Origin of the sequence: Lacrimispora sp. (genome assembly GCF_047605665.1) — a bacterium.
In the GTDB taxonomy this organism is placed as follows: domain Bacteria; phylum Bacillota; class Clostridia; order Lachnospirales; family Lachnospiraceae; genus Lacrimispora.
This window is the reverse complement of the sequence record NZ_JASGFH010000002.1, coordinates 1-13465: the sequence shown is the minus strand read 5'-3', so window position 1 is coordinate 13465 and position 13465 is coordinate 1. Positions and strand designations below refer to the sequence as shown.

The window sequence follows — 13465 nt, the reverse complement described above, 5'->3', positions numbered from 1 at the left end:
TGTAAAACGAGCTTTTGTACAAGCACGCCGTCCGCAGTGCACCTCGATTCCGCTTCGCTTCATCTCGGTTACGGGCTTCGCCCTATGAAAAAAGTCAGCCATACAGCCGCTTTTGTGCAAGCACAACGCGGCTGTATTACTGCCTTTTTTCGCACTGCTCATTGGTTAATATTCACACTGCTCATTGCTTCGTCAATAGTCCTGGTTCTCCATATATTTCATGTATTTTACTACCATAAGGGCAATTTTAAAGGTAATGGCATCCTCAAATACCCGCAGATCCAATCCTGTGCTCTTCTGGAGCTTGTCCAGGCGGTATACAAGGGTATTTCTGTGGATGTAAAGCTGTCTGGAAGTCTCGGACACGTTTAAGCTGTTTTCGAAAAACTTGTTGATCGTGGTCAAAGTCTCCTCGTCGAAATCATCCGGTGATTTTCCATCGAAAATTTCCTTGATGAACATGCGGCATAAAGGCAATGGGAGCTGATAAATCAGACGTCCGATTCCCAGCTTGCTGTAAGCAACCACATTTTTTCCGGTGTAGAAGATCTTTCCTACATCCATAGCCATCTTGGCTTCCTTGTAAGATCTGGAGACCTCTTTGATTTCGCTGACAATGGTTCCGAAAGCCACATGGACCTGAGTCATGGCTTCTGTATTGAGCATGTCTAAGATCGTATTGGCGGTCTTCTCCAGATCGTCGTAGGTCTCTCCCTCTCTCACTTCCTTTACCAGGATGATGTTCTTCTCATCCACGGCAGTGACGAAGTCCTTGGTTTTAGCAGCAAATAAGTTGCGTACTGTCTCCAGCGCATTGACATCCTTTTCATGCTGGGTTTCAATGATGAATACCACTCTCTTGACATTGGTCTCAATATGAAGCTTCTTGGCCCTGTTGTAAATATCCACCAAAAGCAGATTATCAAGCAGCAGGTTCTTAATGAAGTTATCTTTGTCAAATCTCTCTTTATATGCAACTAACAGGCTCTGTATCTGGAAAGCGGCCAGTTTGCCTACCATATAAACATCATCGCTTCCTCCCTTTGCAAGAAGGATGTATTCCAACTGGTGTTCATCGAACACCTTAAAAAACTGGTATCCCTGGATCACCTGGCTGTCGGCCGGAGAATCCACAAACGCCAGGATTGAACTTTCATAATCTTCTGCATCAGAAAACGTGGTTGCCAAAACCTTCCCTTCTGTATCGCAAATGCAAAGATCAATTCTTGTAATTCCTTTCAATCCTTCGATGGTAGTCTGAAGTATCTGATTCGAAATCATGGCATATTCTCCTTTATCGTAAATTTACCTTGGCATAATTTTCTGTAATCCTCAAAATAATGGAAATTGTCACAAAAAACCAGCCGTTCGATGAGCCAATGGGCGAATCGAACTTCTTTGTATAATATATTAAAGCAAAAATTAAAAAAAAGCAAGCGGGTATCATACCCGCCTGCTTAAATTTTCATAAAATTTAGTTTAAGACCACCTGCTCTGTGTCTTTATCAAACACATGAACCTTGCTTAAGTCAAGAGCCAGCTTAATGGTATCGCCAGGTCTTGCAGTTGTACGCGGATTTACTCTTGCTGTAAAGTTTGTATCCTCTACATCAAAGTATAAGTAAACCTCTGCACCCAAAAGCTCGTAAACTCTGATGGTAGCGCTGATCACGCTTGCAGGGGAAGACTCAAGGAAAGCTTCCTCATCGTGTAAATCTTCCGGACGGATTCCTAAAACAACGGTCTTTCCAACGTATCCGGAGCTTTCCAGCTTCTTCGCTTTTTCTTCCGGAAGAGCGATGGTGTTGCCGCCGAAGGTCAAGGTAACGTCGCTTCCGTTCTTAGCAACTGCAGCATCAATTAAGTTCATCTGAGGCGCTCCGATAAATCCTGCAACGAACTTGTTGCCTGGCTTATCATATAAGTTCTGAGGAGAATCCACCTGCTGAATGACACCGTCCTTCATAACTACGATTCTGGTACCAAGGGTCATAGCCTCTGTCTGATCATGGGTTACATAGATAATGGTTGCCTGAAGTCTCTGATGCAGTTTGGAAATCTCAATACGCATCTGTCCTCTCAGCTTGGCATCTAAGTTGGATAAAGGCTCATCCATTAAGAACACCTTAGGATCACGCACGATAGCACGTCCCATAGCAACACGCTGTCTCTGTCCGCCTGACAAAGCCTTTGGCTTACGGTCTAATAAGTGCTCAAGGTCAAGAATTCTGGCTGCTTCGTGAACCAGCTTGTCAATCTCTTCCTTTGGAGTCTTTCTCAGCTTCAGACCAAATGCCATGTTATCAAATACTGTCATATGTGGATACAGAGCGTAGTTCTGGAATACCATTGCGATATCTCTGTCCTTTGGCTCCACATCGTTTACTAACTTTCCATCAATATAAAGTTCACCGGAAGAGATATCCTCCAGGCCTGCGATCATTCGAAGAGTAGTTGATTTACCACATCCGGATGGTCCTACGAAGATAACGAACTCTTTATCAGCAATCTCCAGATTGAAATCCTTAACTGCTTCAAATCCGTTGGGGTATTTCTTAACGATGTTTTTCAGCGATAAACTAGCCATCTTTACTAATCCTCCTAAAAATTAAATGTGTGTTCTTTCATCGGTCCTTCCGGCTGATTCACCGGGGTGTCCTGTTTCTGAAATCATCATACATGAATTATTTTTCTTTTACCATATTGCTAATTACCAAAATCCTTTTGGGCCTTTTGGCTAATTTGTATAACCAATTTAAAAAATGACTGAAACGCCAAAATATCACGAGAAGGGCTCAGATATTTCTGTCTATATTCGATAAGACACTGATGTTTCCTCGCTTTTTTAGTGATAAACCACAAGGCAGTCCGGAAATCCTCCGGGCTGCCTTGTATATTTTCGTGCTATTTTATATTTTCCTCGCTAAAACGTTCAGCCACTTAACGTCAGAATGACCAGAACGAACATCCTCTGTCTCCCAAAGCTTTACGATTTCAAAACGTCCGCTGTCCCTTAAAATTTCTGAAATGGAATCCGCTGTAAAATCACAGAAATACCGTTTCCCCCGAAATCCCTCAAAATCTCCCAGCTTATAAGACATGTAAAGAATTCCCTTGTCATTTAAGGCCCTTGCTATCTTTTTAAGAATGTCAGACAGTTCCTTCTTCGGAGTGTGAAGCAGTGAAGCACAGGCCCAGATTCCATCAAAGACTTTGTCAAAATCCATTTCTTCAAATGTCATCTGCAGCACATCTAAGCCGGTATGGATTTCCGCCAGCTTGCACATCTCCTCCGATGCATCAAGGGGCGTCACATCATATCCCTGATCATAAAAGGACAAACTGTCCCTGCCAGATCCGCAGCCTAAATCCAGAATCGTATCCCCTTCCTCCAGAAGGCTTAAAAATTCCTTCATGATGGCCGACATATCCTGATTCACTGTTTCTTCAAATTCCTTTGCCGCATACTTATTATAATAGTCTATCGAGTCCAAAACAATCCTCCTGTTATCCGCTTACCCGCTATTTGATCTTTTCGATTTTGTTTTCTGTTATTTTGATTTTTCCTTCTTTTAAAAGGTGTCCCACTGCCCGCTTAAATGCGTTCTTGCTCATGGCAAATTCCCGTTTGATGATCTCCGGGTCCGCCTTGTCCGTAAATGGCAAAATGCCGTCAAACTGGGTTTCCATCACCTCTAAGACCTGGGCTGAATCCGCATCCATCTGAATGTAGGCCTTCTGCCTTGGGCTTAAGTCCAGCTTTCCGTCTTCCCTCACCTTGGTGACTCTGGCTGTGATCTCATCGCCTTCCCGGTAATCTTCAAACACCTCTTTTTTCGGAATCAATCCGTAATATTTATTGTCCACCGCCACAAAGGCTCCCAGAGTATCGTTGAGCTCATAAATGATTCCGCTCACCTGGTCATCCTTTTTATAAGGCGTCTGGTCACTTAAATAGGAATAGATTTTCATGGTTGCCGCCAGGCGCTGGCTCTTATCCACGTAAAGAGCGACCAATACCTTTTCTCCGGTCCGTACCTTGTGGGTCTGCTCTTTAAAAGGAAGCAGAAGGTCTTTTTCCAGTCCCATATCCAGGAATGCGCCGATTTTTCCCACATCCTTTACGTTCAGCACAGCGATTTCCCCCACCTGAAGCAAGGGGGCTGCTGAAGTCGCAATCAGCCGGTCCTCAGAATCCCTGTAGATAAATACAGTGACCTCATCTCCGGGCTTAGCGCCCTCCGGCACCTGCTTCTTCGGCAGAAGCACAGACACTTCACTGCCTGCTTCCTCGCCTATATACACGCCGAACTCCTTGACCCTCTGCACAAGCAGGGTCTGCATCTTTCCTAATTCTATCATCTTACATCCTCTCTGCTGTTCCCCCCAGCCAAACGACTGCATAAGCCTTTTCCTGATCGTCACACAAGGAAACTATGTATCCTTCTTCTGTCCGGCTTACGCGGGGATAAACAATATCACCAAAAACTGCTGCCTTCTTATATTCAACTCTCAGCTCAGCCACCTCCATCTCACCGGGAAGCACCTCTCTGGCTATTTCCACGTATTTGGAGTTGTTGACATGATGGTTGGTATCAATATGATGGTTTCCAATAATGACCGGCTCTGCCTCCTGGTAATCCGTCGGCACTTCAATCCTGCGGGGAGCGTAATTCATATCCAGCCGTTCCTCGCTTCCGGCCCCGTATCCGCGGATATCCTCAAGACGGACCTTAATGGGGCGCCCCTTTTCCGTATCAAACAAAAACCACACCGAATCAGCCTTGATCAAATATTCTCCGGTCTTACTCTGTATGGTAAAGTTGCGGTAGCCGTAAAATCCCTTAAAATCATAGGGCCAGGTGCCGATCACAATCTCTTCCCCGTAAACCGGATAACGGTTTACGGCAATCTGCCAGGAAGAAAGCCACCAGGCTTCATTGCGGTTCTTTAAATAAGATATTCCCAGTCCCACATCCTCAGACTGAAAGGTAGAACAATCCTGAAGGTAATTCATGATACCTGTTAAGGTCAGCTTTCCATATTCATCGATCTCACTGTACCGGACCCTGCTGTCAAACGTATACATGCCTCACCTCTCATCAAAATTAAATAACATTATAAAACATTTTCCTGTTCTTGTCCAGACAAACCGGAGAAATCCCCCTAAAACCGGCCTGATACGTATTTTTTCGCACAAAAAACGGAACCACCAAAGGTTCCGCTTTCAACCTGGGCTACAAGGATTCGAACCTTGAGATGACGGAGTCAGAGTCCGTTGCCTTACCGTTTGGCGATAGCCCATCACTACAACGAGATTAATTATATATGACGCTTTCACAATTGTCAAGCACTTTTTCCAGTGCCTGGAAATGAAAAAAGTTTCCGTTTTCCTTCCCGGAAAACCAAAACTTTTTAGCTGGGCTACAAGGATTCGAACCTTGAGATGACGGAGTCAGAGTCCGTTGCCTTACCGTTTGGCGATAGCCCATTGACGCAACGAATATATTATACTATAGCACTTCTCCCCGGTCAAGCACTTTTTTACATATTTCACTATTTTTCTGCCTTTACGGAGAAAAAGAGCCTTCTAACGGGAAGGCTCTTCTCCTGTATGAGTTGTCTCTTCTTTTTTCGTCTCTTTTTCTTTGCTTTCAGACGGTGCTGTGGCAGTGGTGGAGGCCGGTTCTGTATCCGATGTCTCCTCTGTTTCCTCTTCTGTCCCCGAATCCGGCATTCCGTCTCCGATGACAGGAGTCTCAAATACTCCCTTTACCGTTGTCTGCCTTCCGATCTTAGGCGAAATGCCTCCTAAAATAAAGGTATACTCCGTTGCTCCCTGAAGTCCTGTTACATGAATCTCGCAATAGTCGGAAGAAGTGTCTCCCATTTTTGCGGAATAAGTATTTCCATCACCGTCCTTTACGGAAACAGTGGGGTTTTTCCATTTGACTTTTGTTTTGAAATAAACCATAACCAGCTCATTTTCATAGTCCACATAGTCGATCTTTATGACCTCTGAGGATACCACCTCCTGCCCTGAGGAAGTCTCCTCCGGGGTCTGGGAAGGTGCTAAAGTGGACGGCTGGGTCTGTGGCTGGGAAGTCTGGGCCGCTGTCTGGCTCTCTGTAGCAGCCGGAAGCGTCTCAGGCACCGATGCCTCTGTGGAAGGAGGGCTGGTCTCCGGGCTGGTCTGCGCCTGCGTTGTGGGCGGCAGCGTCTCAGGCTCCTGAACACCGGTTTTATCTCCCACCGCATAGGAACGCTCTGTTATGACTCTGGCAATCTCTTCCATGGTCAAGGGAGCCAGTTCCTTCATATCTTCCAGAGTCAGGGAAGAGTTCTGACTGATCAGCTCCTTTAAGAAATAAGCCTTTCCATAAGAAATCTTATATTCATCAGCAAGCTGTTTTACTTCATCCTCTTCAATGACCTGCTGGTCATAGACCACTGCCTTTAACTGCTTTTCCTCCAATGTGGCCTGTATGTCCTTTACCACCGCATAGCGCAGGCCCTGGGCCTTTTTGATGCTGTCGTTGGACACTGTGACCAAAATGGCATTGTCCAGATCATTTAAGTATCCCTGGGTGACCATGGAGCCAATGACTGCATTGACCGCAACATTTAAGTCCACGCCCTTTAAGTCCATATCTTCCATAATAGCTATCCCGTCGTCATTGAGGGCCTCTGCTTCCAGAACCTTGTTCCTCTTATTTACAGACAGCTCCACACTGGGATTCACATCGATTCCGATTACAGAATCCACCTTTCCATTCTGGTAGGTGTACGTTCCCCCTGCCAGGGCGATCATGGAAAGACATGCGGCAGCTAAAATGCCTGTCACCTTCCGCCTTACATTAAGGTGAATTTGCCCTGCGGGCAAAGAGAGGCCCCCCTGGGGGGTTCGGACAGGCCGGGCTGCTGCTTCCTTTTCCTGGGGCGTGTTTAAATCAATCCGGTCCAGAACGTCAGGAGTCAACTCGCATACCGCAGACCTTATGCAGGCTTCAAGCTGTTGTCTATTCAATTGTCTGCGATCTAATTTTGCCATAACAAAGCCTACTCCTCTCTCAAATAATTTTCCAGTTTTTTCATAGCCCGGTTATATCTGGAAAGAGCCGTAGCCAGCGGTATCTTAAGGCTGGCGGCAATTTCCCTGTGCTTTAACCCTCCAGAGGTGTGAAGCAGGACGATTTCCCTCTCCTCCTCCTTAAGAATCTGAAGGGCGGCAAGAAGCACCATCTTATCCGCAGCCATTTCGATATCCGGGCAGACTTCTCCCGTTTCCATTCCAGTTAAATCTTCCAAGGTGATATCCGAATCATGTTTTTGTTCCCGAAATTTCATATAGCAAAGATTCCGTGCAATGGTAAACATCCACGCCAAAGGCTTCCCCTGGGACTTGTAGCCTGCTGCGGAAGTCCATATCTTTAAATAGACTTCCTGCATGATCTCCTCCGCATCCTGGGGGTTCTTTACAATGGACAGAATAAAGCTATATATTGTCCGGTCTGTATTCTGATATAACTGCCGAAAGGCTTCCTGATCTCCGCCAGCAACCTTTATAAGCAGTGCTTCATCGCTCAAACGGCCGTAATCCTCAGGCCCGCCAAGGCTCATCAATCCCATAAACAACATGGATCAGATTTCCTTTCTACTAAGTTAATGCGGAATGCTGTCTTCTTATTGCATAATATGGAAATTTTTTATTTCCTTATTTTTCCACTCCAAAGCCGCTTTCGGCTGTAATGACCAGACAGCACCGCTTATCCGCCTCCGTGATCCTTCTCTCAATCTCTTCCTTTAACCATTCCCGCTTCTCTGTATCATACTCCCTGGGGAACACCAGATCAAAAATCAGGTTGATCCGGCTCCTTCCCTCCACCATGCGAAAATCGTGAAATGAGACTCTGGCGTCCACTTCCTTTAACACATTTTCCACCATGCATCCGAACTCCATCACTCTGGAATTATTCGTCTCCACAGGGTCCATGTGAATCACCAGAAATATGCCAAATTTTTTCAATGCTTCCCGTTCAATCCTGTCAATGACTTCATGGGAATCATCCACATTTACATCATTGGGAACCTCCGCATGGATGGAAGCCATACTTCTGGAAGGGCCGTAATTATGGACGATCAGGTCATGGCTTCCTATGATTCCCTCATAGCTTTCCACAAAACCGGTAATTTCCCCGTACAGCCTGGGGTCAATGGGTTCACCGATGAGGGGAGCCAGAGTATCCTTTGCAATGCTCACGCCTGCCCACATAACCACCAGGGAAACCATAATTCCCACAATCCCGTCAATATTCAGCCCCCATATCCCGTAGACCAAAAGAGAGACCATGGCTGCCGTGGTAGCCGCCACATCTCCTAAGGAGTCCGCTGCCGTGGCCTTCATGACCGCAGACTGAATCCGTTTTCCCAGCTTGCGGTTAAAAGCTGCCAGCCACAGCTTGATACAGACGGAAAGGAGTAAAATAAATACAGAAATCCCTTTAAATACCATTTCCTCAGGATGAAAAATTTTTCCCAAAGAAGTTTTAAAGAGAGAAAAACCAACCTCAATGACCAGAAAGGCCACAATAAATGCGGCAATATATTCCAATCTTCCATGTCCGAAGGGGTGCTCCTCATCAGCCGGTTTCCCGGCCATCTTCACTCCCACAAACCCGATAATAGAGGATGCAGCATCAGAAAGGTTGTTGAATCCATCCGCCATGACAGAAATGCTGTTGACCATCAGTCCCACAAGAATCTTGGCGCAGAACAGAATAATATTACAGCATATCCCCACAGTGCTGGCCATCAGCCCGTACCTTGTCCTCACCTGTGCATCATCCGTATTATCATAATCCCTGACAAACCTTCTCACCAAAAATTCCGTCATGCCGCTCCTTTCCCGCTGCCTCCTGATTTATTCTAATAAAATACTTTTTCCAGAAAAAGCCCTTCCGGAGGTGCCGTAAAACCTGCCGCACTTCTCTCCTTTGCCTCCAGAATCTCCTTCATCTCCTCTGCTCTTCGCTGTCCCAATCCCACTTCAATCAGGGTTCCCGTAAGAATTCTTACCATATTATATAAAAATCCATTTCCCGTATACCGGATGAAAAGCCTGCTTCCTTCCTGCTCAAATTCAATGCTCTTTAAAATTCTCACCGAAGACTTCTTCATCTTCTTGTTGGAACAAAAGCTCTTAAAATCCTTCTCTCCTGTCAGAAAAGAAGCCGCCCGCTCCATTTCCTTTACATTGAGAGGCTGAGAAAGGCCGTAAATGTATTTTCTTTCAAATACCTGCTTCCTCTCGCCGGTTTCGATCCGGTACAAATACGTCTTTTCCGTTCCATTGAGCCTGCTGTGAAACCGGTCAGAAGCCTGTTCCACTGATTTTACCCCGATATCCTCCGGAAGATACTTATTTAAATACTCCTTTATTTCTGCCTCCGACATGTTCACATCAGCGTGAAAGTTGGCTGTCTGAGCCAATGCATGAACACCGGCATCCGTCCGCCCGGAACCGTGAACCTCCACAGGCACACCTGCCATCCGTTCCAAAACGCTCTCTATTTTCCCCTGTATGGTCTGAGAGCTGTTTCCCTGCTTCTGCCAGCCATCGTACCTGCTTCCATCATATTCCAATACCATCCGGTAATTTTTCATCATATTATTTCGCCCTTCTTTTTATCCTGCCATCCATGGCGCGCTTTCTCACCATCAGCCCTGCGGCTCCAAGCAATGTTCCAAAAGCCACTCCAAAACAGTCAATCCATATATCTCCAACCTGTCCGGACCTTCCCGGAACAAACAACTGTATTGTTTCATCCAAAAGAGGGACCACGCACCCTGCCGTCACATGGATCAGCCAACGCACCTGAGGATCAAATCCGCAGGCCGGCAGGCAGTTCCACAGCAGAACTCCCAATAAAGCATACTCTGAAAAATGAGCTGCCTTTCGTATCACATGCTCCGTCACCCACGGGGCATTTATTTCCCATGATTTAAAAGCTTTCTGAATCAGCTCCAACACCCTTCCACTGTCCTCTGACGAAATATCCGCCGGCTTCATGGAATGGGAAAATATAAACAGCACATAAAACACGGTAACCGCGGTCCAGATATATCCTTTTTTCATGACCGGTTCCTCAAAATCCCGCTTTTCTCCACCATTTTGGCTGCCTGTGCCAGCACATCCTCATCCTGAACCAGAGCCAGTCTCACATATCCTTCTCCTGACGGACCAAAGGCGCTTCCCGGCGTCACCAGAACACCGGATTTTTCCAGCAGCTCCACTGCAAAAGAGGCACAACTGGCAAACCCTTCCGGTATTTCAGCCCATACAAACATGGTAGCTTCCGGCTTTTCCATTTTCCAGCCCACTTGGGACATCCCATCACAAAGGGCATCCCGTCTTCTTTCATAGGCTCTTCTCGTCTCTGTCACACAGGATTGATCCCCTCCGATGGCCGCAATGGCCGCCTTCTGGAGAGGCAGGAACATGCCATAGTCCATATTGGATTTCAGAGTCTTCATCCGGCTGACCACTTCTTTATTTCCAAGGCAGAAGCCGATTCTGGCTCCTGCCAGTCCGTAAGTCTTGGAAAGGGAATTAAACTCCACTCCCACTTCTCTCGCCCCCGGAAACTTAAGAAAGCTTCCGCATTCCCTGCCGTCAAACACCAGCTCACTGTATGCATTGTCGTGAAGAACGATAATATTATATTTTACGGCAAATTCAATCAGCTTCTCATAAAAAGAATCAGTCGCCAAGGCAGTCGTAGGGTTATTGGGATAAGAAACAATCAGAAATTTCGCTTTTTTTGCAATATCTTCAGGAATATCATTAAAATCTATAATATAACCATTTTCCTTTTTCTGAGACATGTAAAAGAGATTTGCTCCCGCCAAAAGAGGGCCGTCTGCAAATACCGGATAACAGGGGTCCGGAACCAGAACCACATCGCCTTCATCCACAATGGACAAAGCGATATGAGCCAACCCTTCCTGGGAACCTAATAAAGAACAGATTTCCGTTGCAGGGTCCAAGGTCACGCCATACCTTCTGTCATACCACTGGGCCACTGCTTCAAGAAGCTCCCTCTGGTCGTTGATGGCATAAATGTAATTTTTCGGGTCTGCCGCCGCCTGACACAAAGCCTCTGTAATGTGCTTTGCCGGAGGAATATTAGGAGCGCCTACACCCAGATCAATGACCGGTTCTCCCTTTTCTTCTTTCTGTCTTTTCATTTCCAACAGCTTTGAAAAGATTCCCTCTCCAAAACGATTCATTCTTTCAGCAAACTGCATGGACCGCTTCTCCTCTGTGTCTTTATTTTATCATAGTTCTAATCATTATAGTACAATGGCTGTTATAATACAAGGACAGCCATAAAAAATTCCCCAAAAACGGCTTAAAACCGTATATTGGGGGAATTTTTTCTTATGGTCCTATGGTAACCGGCACACCTAGATTGCAGTAGCTCCACAAAACATCCATTACAGCATTATCAACTGCAACACATCCGCTGGTCGTTCCATCGGGAATTCTCTCTCCGTGAATCATAATAGCCCCGCCAAGAGCGGTGTCCCAGGGCGGCTGGCTGCCTTCCAGGTTCGCTTTTACGATTTCGTCCCGCTCCTCTTGCGTAATAATGCCGTCTGCAAAACCTCTTTCCGCATCCTTGATTCCGGGATAGGAAAGACCTAAGGATAAATAAGCCACGCTTTTATCATTTCTCGTGCAAACGTAGAACTGGCCGCTGGGCGTCCTCATATCCCCCTCTACCTTTTTGTTTCCATCTTCAGACGAAGCCCCTAATGCAACGGGATATTGGGCAATCAATGCACCGTTTTGCTTTAATGTCAAAACCTTGGTCCTCTTACTCACATATATGGTCACTCCGTTTGTGGATGGCGCGCCCCCTGCTCCAAGATTTGCTCCCGGCCCGGATACGGTTTCCCCATAGCCCGGCAAACTGGCAAATAAAGACAATACCACTGCAAATACCCAGGCAAGCAGGCGTTTATATTTTTTTCCTATCAATTTCACAATCTTAAAAACCCCCTTATTTGTCATATTACGAAAACAAATTTTCATACCCAGTATCAGAAACCTAAAAATGATTTCTCATAAACCATATTATACCATCCATTTATTGGGTTAGGATTTACATTATTCTTACATTTTCCGGAAATTCCTTAATACAATCCAAATCACATTTTTATTTAATGCACAAACTCCAGATAGGCCATGACAGCGCTTAAGCAGCCGTCAATCCCTGCCACACCGCTTTCCAGGCACAAATGGTAATTCTGCGCTTTTCCCCATTCATTTCCCGTGTAATACTGGTAGTAATCTTTTCTCTTTTTATCCACTTCCCTGATTTTACTTTCCATTAATTCAGGGGCAACTCCCGTGGACAAAGAATTCATTCTCTTTAAACGGTTCTCCATCTTCGCATATACAAACAGGTTCAAGCTGTTTTCAAGAACCCGGTCCGCACACCGTCCCACAATAATACAGGGCCCCTGCTCCGCCAGTTTCCGGATGACACGGCTTTGAGCCAGGAAAATCTGGTCTGATACAGACACCTCATAAAGAGAAGAAAACGGCGAATAAACATGCTGCTTCAAAGATTCCTGCAAAGTGGGAATATGCTCATCGTAGTGAAGAAATGCTTCCTCTGACAAATCGCTTTCCTCTGCTGACAGGGAAATCAGTTCCTTATCATAAAACGGAATTCCCAGCTTTTCCGCCAATTTCATACCTAATTCACGCCCGCCGCTGCCAAACTCACGGCTGATTGTAATCACCTTTTCCAACATGTACTCCTCCTTATCTTCTGCTGCCTAAACGGTTCTGCCAAACCAAAGTCCTTACGGTCAGACAAAGCCCGTCCACAAGCTGCGTTCATGATTATTACAGGGTTCCATTTGTCTTGATATATCTGCATTCTACCACATTCTTCAACTCCTGTATACCATATTTCCCGGTATTTCATCCTTTGTCTTGCAAAATGCAGCGTGATTTGCCCTATTCTGTTCTTGTGAAAACACTTTTGTTAAAATGTTAAAATGGAGAAATTCTGGTTTTCTACCGACTCCACCCGCTGATGTCGCAGACTTCCAGTCTTTTATCCGTTTAAATGAAACTGTCCACCCTGTCTACAACTCAATACAGCCAAAAAGGTATTTTTATAACACAAAAAAACAGCCAAACCCCTGATAAATCCAGGTTTCCGCTGCAATTAAAAAAAGCGCGAGACGGGACTCGAACCCGCGACCCCGACCTTGGCAAGGTCGTACTCCACCAACTGAGCCACTCGCGCTTACTTTGTTTTCTTCGTTTTCTCTTCTGAGGCATATACCCTCAAAACCACACATTGTTATATATCTATTCATCCGTTCTTATTTCCTCTTACCTAAACCAACCTGGTTAAGCCCTCGACCTATTAGTGACAGTCAG

Annotated in this window: 13 protein-coding genes and 3 tRNA genes; all 16 read right to left on the bottom strand. The window is 45.7% G+C overall.

Features of this window, described 5'->3' with window-relative positions:
- Window positions 1-192: 192 nt before the first annotated feature.
- Window positions 193-1281 (bottom strand): PucR family transcriptional regulator, encoded by a 1089-nt coding sequence (locus QM657_RS01460; protein ID WP_333650281.1) that lies wholly within the window; start codon window positions 1279-1281, stop codon window positions 193-195.
- Between the two features lie 193 nt (window positions 1282-1474).
- The gene (locus QM657_RS01455) at window positions 1475-2587 is read right to left on the bottom strand and encodes an ABC transporter ATP-binding protein (protein WP_415064750.1); all 1113 of its coding nucleotides are present in this window, start codon (window positions 2585-2587) and stop codon (window positions 1475-1477) included.
- A gap of 322 nt (window positions 2588-2909) precedes the next feature.
- The gene (locus QM657_RS01450; RefSeq protein WP_415064749.1) at window positions 2910-3494 is read right to left on the bottom strand and encodes a class I SAM-dependent methyltransferase; all 585 of its coding nucleotides are present in this window, start codon (window positions 3492-3494) and stop codon (window positions 2910-2912) included.
- Between the two features lie 28 nt (window positions 3495-3522).
- A complete protein-coding gene (locus tag QM657_RS01445) occupies window positions 3523-4362 on the bottom strand; it encodes a S1 RNA-binding domain-containing protein (protein WP_415064748.1) in 840 nt (279 codons plus the stop codon).
- Window position 4363: 1 nt separating this feature from the next.
- Window positions 4364-5089 (bottom strand): acyl-[acyl-carrier-protein] thioesterase, encoded by a 726-nt coding sequence (locus QM657_RS01440; protein WP_415064747.1) that lies wholly within the window; start codon window positions 5087-5089, stop codon window positions 4364-4366.
- A gap of 143 nt (window positions 5090-5232) precedes the next feature.
- Window positions 5233-5304: transfer RNA gene (locus QM657_RS01435), tRNA-Gln, on the bottom strand.
- Between the two features lie 115 nt (window positions 5305-5419).
- Window positions 5420-5491, bottom strand: a tRNA-Gln gene (locus tag QM657_RS01430).
- Between the two features lie 99 nt (window positions 5492-5590).
- Window positions 5591-7051, bottom strand: coding sequence for a hypothetical protein (locus QM657_RS01425; protein WP_415064746.1), 1461 nt, complete (start codon window positions 7049-7051; stop codon window positions 5591-5593).
- 8 nt (window positions 7052-7059) lie between these two features.
- Window positions 7060-7638, bottom strand: coding sequence for an RNA polymerase sigma factor (locus QM657_RS01420; RefSeq protein ID WP_415064745.1), 579 nt, complete (start codon window positions 7636-7638; stop codon window positions 7060-7062).
- 76 nt (window positions 7639-7714) lie between these two features.
- Window positions 7715-8893, bottom strand: coding sequence for a cation diffusion facilitator family transporter (locus QM657_RS01415; RefSeq protein WP_415064744.1), 1179 nt, complete (start codon window positions 8891-8893; stop codon window positions 7715-7717).
- Window positions 8894-8925: 32 nt separating this feature from the next.
- Window positions 8926-9666 (bottom strand): tRNA pseudouridine(38-40) synthase TruA, encoded by a 741-nt coding sequence (gene truA, locus QM657_RS01410; protein ID WP_415064743.1) that lies wholly within the window; start codon window positions 9664-9666, stop codon window positions 8926-8928.
- A gap of 1 nt (window position 9667) precedes the next feature.
- Window positions 9668-10135, bottom strand: coding sequence for a VanZ family protein (locus tag QM657_RS01405; protein WP_415064742.1), 468 nt, complete (start codon window positions 10133-10135; stop codon window positions 9668-9670).
- A complete protein-coding gene (locus QM657_RS01400; RefSeq protein ID WP_415064741.1) occupies window positions 10132-11307 on the bottom strand; it encodes an aminotransferase class I/II-fold pyridoxal phosphate-dependent enzyme in 1176 nt (391 codons plus the stop codon). The genes QM657_RS01405 and QM657_RS01400 overlap by 4 nt, the downstream gene beginning before the upstream one ends.
- Window positions 11308-11440: 133 nt before the next feature.
- On the bottom strand, window positions 11441-12049 hold the full coding sequence (locus QM657_RS01395; protein ID WP_415064740.1) for a L,D-transpeptidase family protein: 609 nt from the start codon (window positions 12047-12049) through the stop codon (window positions 11441-11443).
- A 176-nt stretch (window positions 12050-12225) separates the two neighbouring features.
- A complete protein-coding gene (locus tag QM657_RS01390) occupies window positions 12226-12822 on the bottom strand; it encodes an AAA family ATPase (protein ID WP_415064967.1) in 597 nt (198 codons plus the stop codon).
- A 433-nt stretch (window positions 12823-13255) separates the two neighbouring features.
- Window positions 13256-13328: transfer RNA gene (locus QM657_RS01385), tRNA-Gly, on the bottom strand.
- Window positions 13329-13465 lie beyond the last annotated feature (137 nt).